Origin of the sequence: Agrobacterium sp. lyk4-40-TYG-31, from assembly GCF_030209855.1 — a bacterium.
GTDB lineage: Bacteria > Pseudomonadota > Alphaproteobacteria > Rhizobiales > Rhizobiaceae > Agrobacterium > Agrobacterium vaccinii.
The window spans coordinates 1-17,215 of sequence record NZ_JARVRE010000002.1 but is presented as its reverse complement, the minus strand read 5'-3'; the positions used below and the strand labels follow the sequence as shown (position 1 = coordinate 17,215).

17 protein-coding genes are annotated in these 17,215 nt (G+C 56.8%); 14 read left to right on the top strand and 3 right to left on the bottom strand.

What is annotated here, in order from left to right:
* Positions 1-65: 65 nt before the first annotated feature.
* The 8 genes from QRN55_RS00875 (at position 66) to QRN55_RS00840 (ending at position 8,036) form a co-directional block, all read left to right on the top strand.
* The gene (locus tag QRN55_RS00875) at positions 66-605 is read left to right on the top strand and encodes an RNA polymerase sigma factor (RefSeq protein WP_233124031.1); all 540 of its coding nucleotides are present in this window, start codon (positions 66-68) and stop codon (positions 603-605) included.
* 98 nt (positions 606-703) lie between these two features.
* A complete protein-coding gene (locus QRN55_RS00870) occupies positions 704-1,684 on the top strand; it encodes a FecR family protein (RefSeq protein WP_284774034.1) in 981 nt (326 codons plus the stop codon).
* Positions 1,685-1,802: 118 nt separating this feature from the next.
* The gene (locus tag QRN55_RS00865; RefSeq protein WP_284774032.1) at positions 1,803-4,076 is read left to right on the top strand and encodes a TonB-dependent receptor; all 2,274 of its coding nucleotides are present in this window, start codon (positions 1,803-1,805) and stop codon (positions 4,074-4,076) included.
* Between the two features lie 56 nt (positions 4,077-4,132).
* Positions 4,133-4,459 carry a DUF2218 domain-containing protein gene (locus QRN55_RS00860; RefSeq protein WP_233137054.1) on the top strand — a complete coding sequence of 109 codons (327 nt, stop codon included), beginning with the start codon at positions 4,133-4,135 and terminating at the stop codon, positions 4,457-4,459.
* An 86-nt stretch (positions 4,460-4,545) separates the two neighbouring features.
* Positions 4,546-5,358 carry a siderophore ABC transporter substrate-binding protein gene (locus QRN55_RS00855; protein ID WP_350225176.1) on the top strand — a complete coding sequence of 271 codons (813 nt, stop codon included), beginning with the start codon at positions 4,546-4,548 and terminating at the stop codon, positions 5,356-5,358.
* Entirely contained in the window at positions 5,355-6,329 is a 975-nt protein-coding gene (locus tag QRN55_RS00850; protein WP_284774026.1) for an ABC transporter permease, read from the top strand. The genes QRN55_RS00855 and QRN55_RS00850 overlap by 4 nt, the downstream gene beginning before the upstream one ends.
* Positions 6,322-7,263: an iron chelate uptake ABC transporter family permease subunit gene (locus QRN55_RS00845; RefSeq protein WP_284774024.1), complete on the top strand. Its 942-nt coding sequence runs from the start codon at positions 6,322-6,324 to the stop codon at positions 7,261-7,263. Before QRN55_RS00850 ends, QRN55_RS00845 begins: the two co-directional genes overlap by 8 nt.
* Positions 7,260-8,036 (top strand): iron ABC transporter ATP-binding protein, encoded by a 777-nt coding sequence (locus QRN55_RS00840; protein WP_284774021.1) that lies wholly within the window; start codon positions 7,260-7,262, stop codon positions 8,034-8,036. Before QRN55_RS00845 ends, QRN55_RS00840 begins: the two co-directional genes overlap by 4 nt.
* Before the next feature lie 35 nt (positions 8,037-8,071).
* On the opposite strand, the gene QRN55_RS00835 is transcribed toward QRN55_RS00840, so the two are convergent.
* Positions 8,072-8,872, bottom strand: coding sequence for a formate/nitrite transporter family protein (locus tag QRN55_RS00835; protein WP_284774019.1), 801 nt, complete (start codon positions 8,870-8,872; stop codon positions 8,072-8,074).
* A complete protein-coding gene (locus tag QRN55_RS00830; RefSeq protein WP_284774018.1) occupies positions 8,869-11,172 on the bottom strand; it encodes an FdhF/YdeP family oxidoreductase in 2,304 nt (767 codons plus the stop codon). The genes QRN55_RS00835 and QRN55_RS00830 overlap by 4 nt, the downstream gene beginning before the upstream one ends.
* Before the next feature lie 412 nt (positions 11,173-11,584).
* Between QRN55_RS00830 and QRN55_RS00825 the strand changes: the two genes are divergently transcribed.
* Both QRN55_RS00825 and QRN55_RS00820 read left to right on the top strand, forming a co-directional pair.
* Positions 11,585-12,214, top strand: a complete 630-nt coding sequence (locus QRN55_RS00825) for a cytochrome c oxidase assembly protein (RefSeq protein WP_284774016.1) — start codon at positions 11,585-11,587, stop codon at positions 12,212-12,214.
* A gap of 5 nt (positions 12,215-12,219) precedes the next feature.
* Positions 12,220-12,717 carry a CopD family protein gene (locus QRN55_RS00820; protein ID WP_284774015.1) on the top strand — a complete coding sequence of 166 codons (498 nt, stop codon included), beginning with the start codon at positions 12,220-12,222 and terminating at the stop codon, positions 12,715-12,717.
* Here QRN55_RS00820 and QRN55_RS00815 read toward each other — a convergent pair.
* Positions 12,695-13,192, bottom strand: coding sequence for a DUF2231 domain-containing protein (locus QRN55_RS00815; protein WP_284774014.1), 498 nt, complete (start codon positions 13,190-13,192; stop codon positions 12,695-12,697). The genes QRN55_RS00820 and QRN55_RS00815 overlap by 23 nt on opposite strands.
* Before the next feature lie 81 nt (positions 13,193-13,273).
* On the opposite strand from QRN55_RS00815, the gene coxB reads away from it, so the two are divergent.
* From coxB to QRN55_RS00795, 4 genes are all read left to right on the top strand, one after another.
* The gene (gene coxB, locus QRN55_RS00810) at positions 13,274-13,915 is read left to right on the top strand and encodes a cytochrome c oxidase subunit II (RefSeq protein WP_284774012.1); all 642 of its coding nucleotides are present in this window, start codon (positions 13,274-13,276) and stop codon (positions 13,913-13,915) included.
* Positions 13,915-16,419 (top strand): cytochrome c oxidase subunit I, encoded by a 2,505-nt coding sequence (gene ctaD / locus QRN55_RS00805; protein ID WP_284774722.1) that lies wholly within the window; start codon positions 13,915-13,917, stop codon positions 16,417-16,419. The genes coxB and ctaD overlap by 1 nt, the downstream gene beginning before the upstream one ends.
* A 19-nt stretch (positions 16,420-16,438) precedes the next feature.
* Positions 16,439-16,741 carry a hypothetical protein gene (locus tag QRN55_RS00800; RefSeq protein ID WP_284774010.1) on the top strand — a complete coding sequence of 101 codons (303 nt, stop codon included), beginning with the start codon at positions 16,439-16,441 and terminating at the stop codon, positions 16,739-16,741.
* Between the two features lie 252 nt (positions 16,742-16,993).
* On the top strand, positions 16,994-17,215 hold a 222-nt coding region (locus tag QRN55_RS00795; protein ID WP_284774008.1), incomplete at its 3' end, for a hypothetical protein.

Below are 17,215 nucleotides of genomic sequence, written 5' to 3'. Positions count from 1 at the left end.
CACGCAAGCGCCTCCATGGGCGCAAGCAATTTATTCCGTCAATCGACCGCCTATCGGAAGACAGCGTGCAAGAAAGACAAGCGAAGCAGCACTTGGATGTCAGCCTTGATGCAGATACCCTTTTCATGGGGCATCGCACGGCTTTGATCAGCTATTCTGCCCGGATTCTCGGTTCCCGGGATGCCGCCGAAGACATCGTGCAGGAAGCCTATCTGCGCTTCGGCTTCGGCAACTCGCCAACACAGACGGCACGCGAGGGGTTGGCCTATCTCTATCGTATCGTCCGCAATCTCTCGCTTGACATCGTCAAGCGTCGCAAGATCGAACAGCGGGCGCAAAACGACGATCCGCCATTCTGGATCGTTCCGCGTGCTGCCGAAACACCAGAGCAGACGACGATGTTCTGTGATGAAGTCCGTATTGCCCAGCAGGTGCTCGCATCGCTGCCAAGGGACATTCAGATCGCAGTTGAAATGCACCGGCACGGCGGCTGCACGCTGGAAGTCGTGGCGGAGCATCTGGGAATCTCCGTTGCGACCGCGCACCGGCACGTCAAAACCGCGATGGTAAAGATCGCCATCGCGCTCGATAGAAAAAATGCCTGATCTTCACGATCTTCACGAAAAATCTTCCTGCTTCAATCGTACTACTCTCGATAAGCAAACTCGGATAAGAGCTTGTCGAGATCCGAAGCGGGTATGATGTGACGCGGCACGACCAGACAGATGAAGAACTGCTCGAAGAGGCGATGGACTGGTTTCTGCGCCTGCGCGACCCATCGCGCTCGGACATCGACGATCTCGCTTTCGCTGCGTGGATCGGGCGTTCGACACAACACGAACAGGCATGGGGCAAAGCCTGTCGCACCTGGGAGATAATGGGAGAAACACAGCCCATCAACATTCCAGCCTGGCAAACCCCAACGCAACGACGTTCCGCCCGACGGGCACGCTTTGGCCGACGACATGCGATCGGTATCGGCATTGCCGCACTTGCGGCCTGTCTCATCGCGGCAGTGGTTGGCCCAACTGTCGTGACCCGCTATGAGGCCGATTACACAACTGCAACCGCCGAAACCCGTCGCATTACGCTGGAGGACGGGTCCCGTGTGGACATGAGTGCCGCCAGTGCCATTGCCGTGGATTTTTCCGGTACCGAACGAAAGGTTCGCCTGCTGTCTGGCGAGGCTTTCTTCGACGTGCAGCCGGACACAAGCCGACCGTTTACCGTGGATGCTGGCGGCGAGTTAAATATTACCGTGGTGGGGACGGCGTTTGACGTCAACGTCACACCGCAAGTCGCCAGCGTCCAGCTCGCCCGTGGGGTCGTCGATCTTCGCTCCCTACAAACCGGACATTCAATGCAACTTCGCCCCGGCGATTTTGTCACGCTTGATCGCGGCAACGGCGAGCTTTCACGGGCCAGAACGGATATTGATGCCATCGCCACCTGGCGAGATGGAAAGCTGTTCGTACAAGATGTCGCGATCAAAACCGTGGTGGCAGAATTGCAGCGCTACCACCCGTCATGGATCAAGGTCGCAAGCAGCGATCTGGAAGAACGCCACGTCACTGGTCTCTATGATTTGTCTGATCCTGACCGCGCGCTGGAAGCTCTTGTCAGCCCATACGGCGCAAAGGTGCATCACGTATCGCCCTATCTCCGCGTACTCTCATTCTTCTAATATTTAAAAATTTCACGATTTTTTCGCTGAGCGATGAAAAATCCCGGCGCCACGGTCGTCTCTAAGCTGAATGCAGGCAGGGGGCTTGCAATGTTGGCGTATGGGGAGACTGGGCGGAATGGCGCTTCAGGTAAATGTGGAACGGTCGCGAAAGTCGAACCGGGGGACGGTTTTGGCGCTCAGGCTGATGGCATCGGCGGCAGTGGGCATCACGATGCTGGGGCAGGCACCGACAGCAATGGCGCAGACCGCCCAGCGCAGCTTCAACATTCCGGCGCAGCCGCTGGCATCGGCACTGAATGCTTTCGGGCGACAGTCCGGTTTGCAGGTTTCGCTTGCCGCGTCCACATCGCAGGGTATCACCTCCCGCGCCGTTTCCGGTAATTTGTCAGCACAGGCCGCCCTTGGGCAACTGCTGGAAGGCACCGGAATTCCCTATAGCATTTCCAACGGCACGGCGGTGATCGGTCGCTCAGTACCCGCGCCCGTCGCGTCCGGTGACGGAAACAGCACGGTCCTTGAAACCATCGTGTTACAAGGACAATCCGTAGGTCAGGGCGATGTCGGCGAGACCGTCATCGGAGCAGACGAGCTGGAAAGGATCAACCCCAGCAACATCGCAGACGTCTTCCGCGAACAGGCTGGCGTGCAGGTCGGCAGTTCGCTGCCCATGTCGCAAAAGGTCTATGTCCACGGGGTCGAAGAAACCAATCTTGCGGTGAGTATCGATGGCGCCCGCCAGAACAACAAGGTCTTTCACCACAACGCCACCAACCTGATCGACCCGTCGATCCTGAAGGCCGTCGACGTCGATTCAGGTATCGCTCCTGCCGATGCCGGTCCTGGCGCGCTTGCTGGCGCGATCAACTACGAGACCAAAGATGCAAAAGACCTGCTGACCGATGGTCAGACATTCGGCGGGTTTGTGACCTCGACCTATAATTTCAACAGCGAAACAGTTGTAACCGGCCTGTCGGCCTATGGCTTGAAGGACGGGCTGGATTACCTCGGCTATTTCACCTTCGGCAAAGGCAATGATTTCCACGGCGGCAATGGTGACGTTGTGGACGGGACCACAACGAACCTGTTGAGCGGGCTGGGCAAAGTCGGCTACGAATTCGATAGCGGCGACCGTTTTGAAATAAGCCATGATCGACTGATGGACGATGCGCCGCGTCCTTACCGTGCAAATGCGGGATTTGTGGTGGCGCGCCCTTGGGAACCACGAATCCGCGATTACCGGCTGGAGCGGCAAAATACCGTCTTCACATACACCGACGAAACTCCCGAAGGCTGGTGGGATCCAAAGGTCATGCTGGCCTATGGCTCGACTGAGGTGACCTTACCCATCTACGGACCCACAGGCCGTCTCTATGATGACAGTGGCAAGACCTCGACGTTCAACGGCAAGTTCGAAAACAAATTCTCTTTCGATATCGGCAATGTCGTCGCTGGCATTGACTTTTATAACGACCGGGCCACGTTGAATGATCCTACCGATGGCAGTCGTGAAAAAGCGCAGAATCTGGGTATTTACGCGCAAGCGCGTCTCGAGCCATGGGAGCGTACTCGCCTGTCCTTCGGCGCGAGAGGTGACCGGCAATGGTTTACAGGTACCAATGACTCAGAATTCGACAATGCTGGTCTCAGTGCCAATATATCAGGCGAATATGACCTCACGGATATCTTAACCGCCAAAGCCGGGTTCTCCCATGTCTGGGCCGGGGTGCCGCTGGCGGAAAATTTCATTATGAATCCGAACTGGAATTATGGCAACCAAGGGCCAGAGCCCGTCAAGGCCGACAATTATATGATTGGTCTGGATGCTGAATATAATGGCTTCACCGCCAACGTCAGCCTGTTCCGCACCGATATCGATAATGCGCGTGTTCCGCTCTTCAATCTTGCCACCGCAGGTGCCTTGAACCACCGCAATCTCACGTCCAAGGGCTTTGAAGTCGGTGCCGGTTACGAATGGACGAGCTCCTACATCAAGGTCAAATACGCCCATATCGACGTGGACGTAAACGGCTCGCCAGCGGACTCCGACAGTGGTAATTATCTGGCTTCTCCTGTTGGCGACATCATCACCATCACCGCTGCCCATACATTCGATCAGTGGAATCTGACCGTCGGCGGCGATATCGAGATTGCGCCGGAATATGACCACGTCGCTGCAGGCAATGCGCCTTACAAAGCCTATGAGGTCGTCAATGTCTTCACCGAATGGAAACCGGAGCAATTGCAGAATTTCACGTTCCGCGCGGAGGTGAAAAATCTTTTCGACGAGAGCTATTCCGACCGCGCCACCTATGGACAGGAATTCGGCAACGTGACACCCCTTTTCGAACCGGGCCGCAGTTTCCTGATCACGGCCAAGGCGACGTTCTGATCACATCAAGAAAGCGCCCAGCGGCATGGCCCGCTGGCGCGCGACGGGAGAAGACGATGATGGAAACAACGGCAGCGCTGCGCACCGAACATGCGGCGAAATATATTGCACAGCTGTGCAAGCATTTCGCCCACAAGGTCGATGTTTCGCATTCGGAGGGTCATGGTGAATGCCGTTTTACCTGCGGCACCGCCGTTATGGATGCGGAGAGCGATCAACTGACGATCCGCTGCACGGCTTTTGACGAAGACCAGTTGAAGGAGACGCAGCACGTGATCGAAAGCCATCTTCTGCGCTTTGCCTTTCGGGAAGAGTTGCAGCCCTTGCAATGGTCGCCATCTTCGGCAACGGCCAAACCCGACACGTTGCAAACCGAGACGTGACATCCATGAGGTTATGCCGACTTTTCATTCTTGTAAGCCTGCTTGCGACCGCCGCGCATAGCGCCGAGATAACGACAGCACGCGGCATGGTGGATATACCGAAGCAGCCGGAACGTATCGCTGTCTTCGATCTCGCCGCTCTCGACACCCTCGACCGCCTGGGTATCAAGCCCGCTGGCGTGCCCCAGAAGCTTTATCTTCCGCAACTGGAACACCTCAAATCCGAAGCGGAAGCCGTCGGCGATATTTTCGAACCTGATCTGGAAGCACTCAGCGCGCTCGGCCCCGATCTCATCGTATTGGGCGGACGGTCTTCACCGAAACTCGACTCCACCGCCCGCGTCGCACCCAGCATCGACATGACCATGGATGGCGACGATCTGGTGGAGCAGGCAAAAGTGCGGCTCATCGATTACGGCACCTTGTTCGGCAAACAGGCCGAGGCGACGGCGGTCGCGGCGGAACTCGATGGGGAGATCAAGGCGACGCGCAATGCAGTCGCGGGTAAGGGCAAGGTCCTGATCGTCATGACCAACGGCCCGAAGGTGACCGCCTACGGGCCCGGTTCACGCTTCGGCTGGGTTCATGCCACGCTTGCGATGCCACCGGCGGTCAGTGCCATGCAGGCCGCTACCCATGGTGAAGCGGTTTCATTCGAGTTCATTCACAAGGCAAACCCGGACTGGCTACTGGTAGTGGATCGTGCAGCCGCGATCGGTTCTGGTGAACAGGGCGCGCGCGCCACGCTCGACAATGAGCTGGTGGCGAGCACGACTGCTTGGAAAAAAGGCCAGGTCGTTTACCTGCCCGCCGCAGATTTCTACATCGCGGCTGGCGGTATTCAGGCCACGCATCGGGTGCTGTCCACCATCAGAGAGGCCTTTTCCGCCGCACAATGATCGCTTCAGCACAACGGCATCCGAAACGACTGTCTGGACTGGCAGGCTTATTGCTCGCCTTTTTGTGTGTCGCCAGCCTCGGCGTCGGCGCAGGCGATGTTTCTGTCAGCGGCCTTTGGACCTCATCCGATGGCGCGGAATTGCTGGCTGTCAGCCGCCTGCCGCGAACATTGGCGGCGGTGCTGGCGGGTGCTGGTCTGGCGATTGCCGGGCTGATCATGCAAGCCATCGCCCGCAACCGCTTCGTTGAACCGGCGACTGCGGGTACAGCCCAGTCTGCTGAACTTGGCATTCTGCTCGTCACGATCGTTTGGCCCGCGGCCACCTTGGGCTTCAAAACAATGGTTGCCAGCATTGCCGCACTTGCCGGAACCAGCCTGTTTCTGATGACCGCGCATCGTCTGCCACCCACCCAACCCTATCTCGTTCCCCTCTTCGGGCTGGTCTACGGTGGCGTGATTGGTGCGGCTGCCACTTTCATCGCCTGGCAGGCCGATCTCCTGCAGTATCTCTCGGTGTGGAGCAATGGCGACTTTTCCGGCGTTTTGCGCGGACGTTATGAAATGCTCTGGATTGGCGCGATGCTGGTGGCCGCAGCCTGGGCGACGGCAGACCGTATGACCATCATGGCGCTTGGTCGCGAAACCAGCATCGGGCTTGGCATCAATTACCAACGCATGCTGCAAATCGGGCTCGTCATCATCGCCATCATTTCAGCGGTTACCGTTGTCGTCATCGGCATCATCCCGTTCGTCGGTCTCGTCGTTCCTAACCTCGTTTCACGGCTGATGGGCGACAATTTGCGGGCCACCCTGCCCGTCACGGCACTTTTTGGCGCAATCCTGACATTAGGTTGCGACATCATCGGACGGATCATTCGTTTCCCTTACGAAATTCCGGTGGGGACGGTGATGGGTGTCTTTGGCGCAATCCTGTTCCTGCTGCTTCTTCGTCGGCGCGTCGATGCTTAAGCGGCGATTGATCATTCTGGCGCTGGTGGCACTTGGCTGCATCATCTGTTTCATGACGATCGGCCTGCGCGGCAATCTTGCTTTCGTGCTCGGCCTACGCGCCGTCAAACTGGCAGCGCTGATCGAGGTTGGCATCGCCATCGCCATCTCGACCGTCGTCTTTCAAACCGTCACCGCGAACCGCATTCTGACACCTTCCATCATGGGAATGGACGCGCTTTATGTTTTCGGACAAATCCTGCTAGTCTTCCTGTTCGGCGGTCTCGCCTATACGACGCTGGATTCGCGCCTGAAATTTGTAGGCGAAATCATCCTTCTGATGGCGCTGACATGTGCTCTGGTCCTACCCATGCTGCGCGCGCGCTGGGACATGGGGCTGATGCTGCTCTGCGGTGTCGTCGTCGGCGTCCTGTTTCGCAGCCTTCACTCGCTTCTCGCCCGGCTGATCGATCCGAATGATTTCGCCATCGTCCAAGGCGGCAGTTTCGTCAATTTTAACGATGTAAAAACCGATCTTCTGGCCACCGCCTCGCTGCTGACCGCTGGGGCGCTGATCTGCATCTGGCGCGCGCGCCATAGCCTCGATATCGTGGCCCTTGGCAGGGACGCCGCGATCGGGCTGGGCATTGATTGGCCAAAAACCCAGATTGCCTGTCTTCTCATGGTCTCAGCGCTGGTGGCCGTCTCCACCGCACTGGTCGGCCCCGTCGCCTTTCTCGGACTGCTGTTCGTCGCACTTGCGGAGCAGATCGTTCAATCACGCCGCCATGCGGTGCTGATCCCAGCAGCAGCACTCGTTGCGATCATCGTGCTCGTTGGCGGGCAGACCTTGTTTCAGCATGGCCTCGGAAACAGTTCGACGCTCGGCGTGGTCATCGAATTTGCCGGTGGCATCGTCTTTCTCACCCTACTCTGGCGCGGGAGCCGCAGATGATCCGGATCGAACACGTCTCGCTGCATTACGGCGTAGCGAGAATTTTGAACGATATTTCCGTGACGCTTCCCAAGGGCGGGATTACCGCCCTCATCGGCCCCAACGGTGCCGGGAAATCATCCCTTCTGGGTCTGATGGCGCGCATTCAGCCGTTGCAAACAGGGTCGATCAGCGTGGACAATCTGCCCATAGGCTCAACGCCGACGCGGGACCTTGCCAAGAAACTCGCGATTTTGCGTCAAGACAATCAGGTCGCAAGCCGCCTGACGGTGAAGGAACTGGTCGGTTTCGGTCGCTTCCCGCACAATCGCGGCCATCAGTCTCAAGGCGACATGGATATGATCGAGGAGGCACTAAGACTCTTCGATCTTTCCGATCTGTCAGGCCGTTTTTTGGAAACCCTTTCCGGCGGGCAGCGCCAAAGAGCGTTGGTCGCCATGGCGTTTTGCCAGGACACCGACTATCTGCTTCTGGACGAACCACTCAACAATCTCGATATGTATTTTTCCCAGGATCTGATGCGATCCCTGCGCAAGATCGCCGACGAGGACGGAAAGACGATCGTTATCGTTCTCCACGACATCAATTATGCCAGCGGATTCGCGGACAGAATTATTGGAATGCGTAATGGTGAGATCGTCGCCGATGGAAGCCCTCGGGATATCATGACGTCAGAGGCGCTACACTCGATCTATGGATTTCATATCCCGGTGACGGATATCGGACAGCAGCGCATCGCCCTGCCTTTTCAGTTTTCGCAAAGCCCTAAATGAACATGCTGAATGCCTGAATGTCGGTCGGTTACAGTTCACTTCAAAGCGTTGTTATTGTTGAAAAGATAGCCATAGGTGACGCCGACCAAGCCACCTCCCACGATATTGCCGAGTGTGGCCGCCGAGATATTGCTCACGATCGACGAGATGGTGATTGAGGGTAAGCCGACCTGGCTTTGTTCAAGCAGATAGGCGTAGGGCAGCAAATACATATTCGCAACCGAATGCTCAAAGCCCGCCGCCACGAAAACAGTCACCGGCAGGAAAATTCCGGCGAGTTTTTCTGTGACGCTGTTGCCTGCGAATGCGAACCACACGCCAAGACAAACGAGAATATTGGCGATGATGCCGCTGGCGAGCACAGTGAAAAAGCCTTTTTCGACTTTCGTCGTTGCTAGGTCGATAGCGGCTACACCAACAGCCCCATCACCCGCATCGTGAAATCGTGCGGCGAAGACGATGACGGCGAGCAAAATTGAGCCAATGAAGTTCGCGACATAGGCAACCAGCAGAGCGCGAAATGAAACGACAGCAGACACCTTGCCGAACAGCACGGGCCCAGCAAAAAGGGTGTTACCGGTAAAAAGTTCGGCACCTGCGATAACAACGGCAGCCAAGCCCAGGGAAAAGACCAAACCAGCGAGGATTTGCGCCGCGCCCAATGGCATGGCGTCTGCGCCTGCCAATGCGACGGTAGCCGCGACGCCACCCAAACCAATGTAAATGCCCGCTAATAGCCCCAGGATAGCGATGGTCTTCAGCGGCTGCCCGGCCTTTTTCGCTAACGCTTCGAACGCGTTCTCCGTCAATTCTGCAGGCTTGGGAAACGTGCTCATACCGGAGCAACCCTGACAGGAATGGACTTCGCCGCCGGTGTCTTGCTCTCCTCATCGTGTTGCCACAAGGGAATGAGCGAATTGCATTCGGGGAAGTAGCCCGCGCAGCTGCCGGGTGGAAGGTCGTAGTCGATGACCTGCATGCCGCTCAGCACGCGCACGATACCATCATCAACGGCGGTGGTGATGGTGGCCAACCCATCCTTCGCGATACCCAACCTGACACGATCGTCTGCATTCATCATCAGGATCATGCGGGATTTGTGGATGCCGCGCAGGCGGTCGTCATAGCCATAGACCGTGGTGTTGAACTGATCGTTGGACCGCAGGGTGATGAGGCTCAGCACGTTGCGATCTTCGCCGGTCGAGAAGCCGGAACATAGCGCCTTCGGCAACTTGAAGTTCGCCTTTCCGGTGTCTGTTTCCCATATGCGGTTTCTGGCCGGAACGGGGCGCGGGAAACCACCGGGAATATCGAGGCGCTTGTTGAAATCCTTGAAGGGCTCAGGGTAAGTCGCTTCGATAGCATCTCTGACACGGCTGTAATCACCGACCCACTCATCCCACGGCACTTTTGGATTGGGCGTCAACGCGTGTTTTGCAATCTCAGCCACAATTCGGGGTTCTGACAACAGTCCTTCAGCGGCGGGCTTGTATTTGCCGCGTGAGGCATGAATGCAGGTGGTGGAATCTTCGATGGTAACGATCTGCGGGCCCGTGGCTTGCTCGTCGATTTCCGTTCTGACCAGCGTAGGCAAAAGATAGGTCGTTGCACCAGTGATCAGATGGCTTCGGTTGAGTTTGGTTGCGATCTGTACCGAGAGATCAAGCCCGCGCCATTTCTCTTCCATCAAGGTCCGCTCGGGAATGGCGCGCACGAAGTTACCACCCAAGCCAATGAAGGCCTTGATGCTGCCATCGATGATACCCTCACACGCTTCAACCGTATTAACGCCATCCGTGCGTGGGGGCTCGAAACCATATTGTTCGCCCAGACGATCGAGCGGAACCAGCTTGGTCTTTTCGGAGATGCCGACTGTTCTTTGGCCTTGCACATTAGAGTGACCGCGCACGGGACAGATGCCGGCGCCGGGTCTGCCGATATTGCCGCGCATAAGCAGCAGATTGATCAGCATCTGGACGTTGCTGATGCCATAACGATGCTGGGTCAGACCCATTCCATAGATGGCGATGACATTGCGGGCCTGAGAGTAGGTCCTTGCCGCTGCTTCGATGGAGGAGTGGCTAAGCCCGGACGTGGCAAGAATATCGGACCATGGCATGGTCCTTACGTAGTTTTCAAATTCGGCCAGACCGTGGGTGTGCTCTTCGATAAAAGCGACATCGAGAACACGCGGCCTTCCATCGGCAATCGCCTCGTCATCCCATTCGAACAGACACTTGGCCATGCCGACCATGGCTGCGATATCACCGCCAGCGCTGACCTGATAATATTGCGTGGCAATATCGGTCGGCTTATTGGTCAGCATCTGACCCGGACTTTGGGGATTGACGAATTCCCGCCAGCCACGCTCTTTCAACGGATTGAACACCACGACCGGTGCGCCTCGTTCCCGCACCTCCTGCAAGCTGTGAAGCAGCCGCGGGGCATTGGTGCCGACGTTCTGACCAAAGGAAAGAATGCAATCCGTATGTTGGTAGTCTTCCAGCAGGATCGTGCCGACTGGGGTTCCAATGCTCTGCGGCAACGCGACTGATGTCGTTTCGTGGCACATGTTGGAACTGTCTGGGAGATTGTTGTTACCGTAAAGCCGCGCCAGCAACTGGTACATGTAGGAGGTCTCAAGCGACGCGCGACCTGACGCATAGAATACGACGGACTGGGGATCGTAACCTTTGAGTTTTAGGCCGATATCGGCAAATGCTTCGGCCCAACTCACTTCCTGATATGTGTCGGTCGCCGCATTATATCGCATGGGATGCGTCAAACGTCCTTCGTTTTCTAGATCGTAATCGGCCCAATCGAGCAGCTCGGTGACTGTGTGTTTGGAAAAGAATTCGGGCGTGGTGCGCTTGGCCGTCAGGTCCCAGAACGTCGCCTTGGCACCGTTTTCACAAAACTCCGCCAGATGCGGTTTCCCCGGCTTGGCCCAGGCGCAACTGGTACAGGCATAACCGCCCTTTTTGTTGTGATCGGTCATCAGACCCGGGGCGGTCCTGACAGCCTTTTGCGTTACGGCATTTTTGACAACGGATTTGATTGATCCCCAACCGCCTGTTGGCATGTTGTATGGCGCATATTTGACTTTTTTCACCGTTCCACCCTTGCTCTTATCCATGAATGCTGAACCGCACCGAAGCCCCGTTGTTCCAACGCGCGACGGCGCGTTCTCGCGATTGCGAGACGTGGAATTCGCCAGTTTCCGAAAACTTCAGAATGGCCTGATATCCGGCGCGTGGCACGCAGCCGCGCATTATCCTCTAATCAGCCAATGGAAAAACATGCGTAAGAGTTCCCTAAAAAGCTACGTGGAGTTGTAACCAAAGGGTGATGGAAAATTTGTGGAACAGTCTGTGCTTATATGCGTTGCGAGTTATGTAACCAGAGTTGGCCGATACATCTTTCAATCAGGAAACAGCATATTGCCGAGCACGCTTGACCCCTATTGCGGCCCAGCTCCGACGCTCCCAAATGCACTGTACTCATGGAATTTTGACCCTGTTCTCATCGCTTGTATCGCAGGCGTTGCAGTGGCGTTTCATTATGCTGCGCCCCTCCAGAGGGGATGGAAGACGGGCCTGCTAGTTTTCCTATTGATTGCCGTGTTCGTATCGCCACTGTGCGCCATGACCAGCGCCCTCTTTTCTGTAAGGTTGGCCCACCACATCCTTCTCGGCTCAGTCATCGCGCCTTTTGTCGTCATGATCGGCTGGCCGACACAACGGTGGCTCGCGAAAATTCCTTTGGAAGCAATCTTTGTCGCACACACCGCGATCTACTGGGTCTGGCATCTGCCCTTTGGTTATGCCTTTGCCTTGTCAGGCACATGGCAATACTGGCTGATGCAGATCGCGCTTATCGCCGCATCCATTCTGCTGTGGCACGCTCTGCTCTCGCGCAGCACGTCAGTGGTCGCCACCACCAGTCTTGCGCTCGGCACCATGGTGCAAATGGGCTTTCTTGGCGCCATCCTGACATTTGCACCTGTAACGCTTTTCGAAGCGCATTTCGCGACTACGCAGGCCTTTGGATTGACACCGCTTGAGGATCAGCAATTGGCAGGCGTGTTGATGTGGACTCTGGGATTTGCGCCATACGCAATCGTTATCCTGTGGTGCATGCGCACGCGCCTGCTTCATTCCCGTCCGGCAGAGCAGTGAGCGCGATGGTTTTCATCAAATTCCTGCACATCATGGCCATTTCCGTCTGGGCCGCCGGGCTAGTCAGCTTGCCGGGGCTGTATGTGCAGCGCGCCCATATCGTTAGGGATGACGACCTTTTCCGGCTTCAGAAGATCGTCCGTTTTTCCTACGTGCGGGTCATTTCGCCTGCCGCATTCATCGCCATTGCCACTGGCACCGGCCTGATTTTTCTTCAAAACCCGTTCAGTGCGTGGTTTTCCATGAAGCTGGCATTTGTCGGCATCATGGTCGTCATCCACGTCATGACCGGCCTCGTCATCATCCGTCTCTTCAACGATGGCGAGGTCTACCCGGTATGGCGCTTTGTCTCTGTCACCATCGTCAGCGGGTTTGTGGTGGGAGCTATCTTCTTTCTGGTTCTGGCGCGACCGGAGGCACCCTTTGCCCTGCCATCAGGATGGGCAGAGCCGGGCGCGCTCAAACAGATTATTTCGCACATCAGTCCTTGGGAGATACCATGAGGCCGATTCCATGATCGAAGATCAGTTTGCCGCCGTGCCATCCAGCCAGTCCGGTGAGGCCGGATGCAAGGAGCGAGAGACCCAGCCCGTGCGGAAGAACATCGATGGTTTCGGTGACACGCCCGCCCCAGTTGGCACCTGCAACCGCAATCAACGACATGGCAGCAATGCCATGTGCCCAGCTGGCAACCCGCGCCCGAATGCCGGACACCAGCAACAATTCCGCAGTGCCAATCAGCCCCGCAGCAATGCCGCTGAAGAAAGCACCACCCGAAGCCCAGAGCGCTGCTCTCATCCAGAAATGATCACCGCTCCACCAGAACATGATGTCCGCAGCCAAAGTGGCGATCACCAGCGCAATGGGGAAGTGGACCGTCATGGCGTGGAGGGGATGACCGGCAACCGCGACAGCGGAATTGGTGGTCTTTTCTTCCACCTTGGAAATCACTGGGTTCGGCTTGTCTGTTTCTGGCATCCACTGGCTCCTGTTTGGCTATCAACACGGCGATCCGCTTTCCGGTTCCGGGGTTTGATCCCGCTGTGTCTGGCCAGCGCTGTGCTCTCCAGCTGTCAGGGAGACCTGTCAGCGCTCGATCCCGCCGGGCCCTCGACCGAGGCTTTTGCAAAGCTCTGGTGGGCGATGCTGGCAGGCTCGGCTGTGATCTTCGCGCTCGTCATAGGCCTGCTTTTCATGGTCCTGATAGCGCGGGGGCGTCTGAAATCCATCGATCCGAAGCGCTGGATCGTGCTGGGCGGCATCATCATGCCCATCCCCGTCCTCATCGCTTTGTTGGGTTATGCCTTCTATCAGGGTGAGAAAATGTTCGGTGCAAACACACCCCGCCCTACGGTCACGATTGCGGCAACATCCAGAATGTGGAGCTGGGAGTTCGCCTATCAGATCGATGGCAGACAGGTAGTCTCCCGAGATGTTCTGCACATACCGGTTGGCCTGCCGGTGAAAATCGACACGACGAGCGCGGACGTCATCCATAGCTTCTGGGTGCCACGGCTAGGCGGCAAGATCGATTCCATTCCTGGCCAGATCAACACGATCACCCTGCTGGCAGATATCGAGGGCACCTTCGGGGGCGTCTGTTCTGAATATTGCGGGCAAGGCCATGCCGCCATGACCTTCCGCGTCCAGACATACAGCCTGCACGATTATGAAAAAACCGTGAGGAATTTAGCCCCGTGATGGACCGATCCATACCCACGCAGAAGCTGTCTCCCGTCGCCCTGCACAGGCAGCTGGATGCGATCTGGAATGCCGGTTCGGGCATCAAGCGTTTTGCCGCGGTCAATCACAACGTCATCGGCAAACGTTTCATGGTGACCGCGCTGGTGTTTTTCGCTATCGGCGGTTTTCTCGGCATGCTGATCCGCACACAACTGGCGACCGCTACCAACGGGTTCATGGACGCAGCGCAATATGCGCAGGTCTTCACCATGCACGGGACCATCATGATGTTCCTGTTTGCCATCCCGTTTTTCGAAGGCCTCTCCATGTACCTTCTGCCGAAGATGCTGGGTGCGCGGGATCTGGCATTTCCCAGATTATCCGCTTACGGATACTGGTGTTATCTCTTCGGCGGCTCGATGCTGATCTTCGCCCTCGTCACCGGCATCGCGCCGGATGGCGGCTGGTTCATGTACACGCCGCTTTCATCATCCAAATACAGCCCCGGCATCAATGCCGATATCTGGCTGCTGGGCATCACCTTCGTGGAGATTTCCGCAATCAGCGCCGCCATCGAAATCGTGGTCACGATCATTCGCATGCGCGCGCCAGGAATGTCGCTGGTGAGAATGCCGATCTTCGCTTGGTACATGCTGGTGGTCGGCGGCATGATGCTCGTCGGATTTCCGCCTCTCATCCTCGGTTCAATTCTGCTGGAAGCCGAGCGCGCCTTCGACCTGCCCTTTTTCGATCCCGACCGGGGTGGCGATCCTCTGTTGTGGCAGCATCTGTTCTGGCTGTTCGGACACCCGGAGGTCTACATCATCTTTCTTCCCGCCGCTGGCGCTCTATCCACCATCATCCCGGTGCTGGCGAGAACGACGCTGACCGGCTACGAGATCATCATCGCGGCCCTGATGGCCATGGCCTTTCTCTCCTTCGGCCTCTGGGTGCATCACATGTACACCGTCGGCATTCCCCATGTCGCATTGTCGTTCTTCTCAGCCGCCAGCGCGCTCGTCGCCATCCCCACATCGGTTCAGATTTTCGCCTGGCTTGCGACGCTTGCCCAGGGGCGCCCGCAATTGAACGTGCCGATGCTCCACATCATCGGCTTCTTCGTCGTCTTCGTCATGGGTGGCTTGACCGGCGTGATGCTGGCCATGGTGCCGTTCGACCAGCAGGCTCATGATACGCATTTCGTGGTGGCGCATCTGCATTATGTGCTGGTGGGTGGATTCCTGTTTCCCATGCTTGCAGGCCTCTATTACTGGATACCGCACATCAGCGGACGCCAGCCCGTGCAGCATCTGTCGCATGCGGCCTTCTGGATGATCTTCGTCGGGTTCAACCTGACCTTCTTCATGATGCATCTGACCGGCCTGCTTGGCATGCCGCGCAGAATATATGCATACCCTGAGGGTTCGCCCTGGGAATGGCTGAACCTGCTGTCGTCCTTCGGCAGCTTCATCATGGCCATGGGCTTTATGCTGGTCGCGCTCGACATGGTGCTGATCTTCATTTTCGGAAAGCGGTTTAGGCGCAATCCTTGGAAAGCGGGAACGCTGGAATGGGCCATGCCCACACCCCCGCCATCCTACAGTTTCGCGTCGATCCCTCATATTTCAGAAAGAGCCGACAACCTGCTGATCGACAAGCTTGGGGCCGAACTGGCGGCAGGCAAGGGTTATCTCGGCTTTTCGCGCAATGGCTGGATGGAAACTCTGGGTGTCGACGCGATCTCCGGCGAACCCAATCAAATCATCATTCTGCCGAGACCGACCTATCTGCCGTTGTTCACAGCAATCACGACCGGCGGGGTCTTCGTCTCGCTGCTGCTAAAGCTCTATCCGCTCGCGGTGATGTTCGCGCTGGCAACGCTTGGCCTGTTCCTGCTGTGGACCCGCAACCCGGATGCCAAAACGGACCGTGGTCTGCTCGACGCATCCAAAGACTGTCGCCTCCCGTTGCATTTCGAAAGCCGGGATGCGCCAACTATTCTGGCGATGCGTCTGGTGCTGATCGCCAATGCCACGCTGTTTGCATCTCTGCTGTTCGGCGGGCTCTTTCTGTGGGTTTCGAACCTCGATCCAAGGCCAGTTACAGTCGTAACATCGACTTGGGGAGCGTCGTTCGTGATACTCTCTGCTCTCATCGCGACATGCGTGGGCGCGTTAGCAGGCGTCAAAAGAGCCTCATGCAAACAGATGCTTATCGTTTCGATGGTTGCTTATGGCGCAGCGGCATCTCTGCTGTTGGTAGAATTACATGGGCGCTACGAGGCAGCTACGGTACAGGCTCTCGATGCGGTCGAATTTGCTGTCTCCAGTTACTTGCTGCTGCACCTCGTCCTCGGCCTCGTATTTTCCGGCTTTTGCCTGTGGCGCACCCGCCACTACATTTCCGGGGCGCGTCAAAACGATCTCCAGATCGGCTCTCTGTTGCACCGCTACGGCCTCGTCATCGTCGTGATCGCTTGGCTATACCCGCTTCTCCTGACAACACTGACGCCGGGAGGGTGAAACGATGCGATATCGGTTGATGCTGGTGATCCTGGGACCGTTCATTATGTGGAGCGTCTATTTCATCACGCTCTACGGCATTCAGGCCGTGGGATGCAGGGCGAATTGGGATACCGTTTTTCTGGCCGGCATTCCCGTCCTCCGACTGATCCTTGTCACTCTTCTCGTACTATCGGCAGTGGCATCGGCGTCGATCTACATCGTGACAACAAAAGTTCATGCCGAACAGATGATGAAACGGATCGGGAGCTACTGCGCAGCCGCTGGCTTATTGTCAACGATCCTAATATTTCCGGGGGTCTTCTGGTTGCAATTGTGTTGACCGGGCTGGAAGATAAATGGGATGGCGAAACGTAGAAAGTCATTTTTAAATGAGCTTACTCCGGTAGTTATAACCGTCTCCGCCAGCTCTTTACGCATTCGCATTCAGACACCCACTTGGTTACCATTTCGGCATGATCATCGTTCATATGCGGCTCAAACTCTCAGTTTGAGGCGAGCATCACACTTGGGAGCTTTGGAACTCATCGGCTAGCATCCTCGTGCCACCGCCAACATCATGGCATCCATGTAGTTGCTTGATCTGATGGAGCAGCAGTTCCTTGCCGCAGCAGGCAACGATCTGATGGCCGGATTGCGTCTGGCGAGATCGACACGGATCCCAAACGCAAAAAGCTCCTCGACCGGTATGGTGAGGAGCTTGAACGCAAATATTTGGAATGGTCGAATTTACAAGTTTCATTGGTTGCGGGGGCAGGATTTGAACCTGCGGCCTTCAGGTTATGAGCCTGACGAG

Excerpts from the sequence above, each read along its gene's own strand:
- QRN55_RS00865 (WP_284774032.1), top strand. The coding sequence starts at position 1,803 with ATGGCGCTTCAGGTAAATGTGGAACGGTCGCGAAAGTCGAACCGGGGG.
- QRN55_RS00860 (WP_233137054.1), top strand. The coding sequence starts at position 4,133 with ATGATGGAAACAACGGCAGCGCTGCGCACCGAACATGCGGCGAAATAT.
- QRN55_RS00855 (WP_350225176.1), top strand. The coding sequence starts at position 4,546 with ATGGTGGATATACCGAAGCAGCCGGAACGTATCGCTGTCTTCGATCTC.
- QRN55_RS00850 (WP_284774026.1), top strand. The coding sequence starts at position 5,355 with ATGATCGCTTCAGCACAACGGCATCCGAAACGACTGTCTGGACTGGCA.
- QRN55_RS00845 (WP_284774024.1), top strand. The coding sequence starts at position 6,322 with ATGCTTAAGCGGCGATTGATCATTCTGGCGCTGGTGGCACTTGGCTGC.
- QRN55_RS00840 (WP_284774021.1), top strand. The coding sequence starts at position 7,260 with ATGATCCGGATCGAACACGTCTCGCTGCATTACGGCGTAGCGAGAATT.
- QRN55_RS00835 (WP_284774019.1), bottom strand. The coding sequence starts at position 8,872 with ATGAGCACGTTTCCCAAGCCTGCAGAATTGACGGAGAACGCGTTCGAA.
- QRN55_RS00830 (WP_284774018.1), bottom strand. The coding sequence starts at position 11,172 with ATGGATAAGAGCAAGGGTGGAACGGTGAAAAAAGTCAAATATGCGCCA.
- QRN55_RS00820 (WP_284774015.1), top strand. The coding sequence starts at position 12,220 with ATGGTTTTCATCAAATTCCTGCACATCATGGCCATTTCCGTCTGGGCC.
- QRN55_RS00815 (WP_284774014.1), bottom strand. The coding sequence starts at position 13,192 with ATGCCAGAAACAGACAAGCCGAACCCAGTGATTTCCAAGGTGGAAGAA.
- ctaD (WP_284774722.1), top strand. The coding sequence starts at position 13,915 with ATGGACCGATCCATACCCACGCAGAAGCTGTCTCCCGTCGCCCTGCAC.
- QRN55_RS00800 (WP_284774010.1), top strand. The coding sequence starts at position 16,439 with ATGCTGGTGATCCTGGGACCGTTCATTATGTGGAGCGTCTATTTCATC.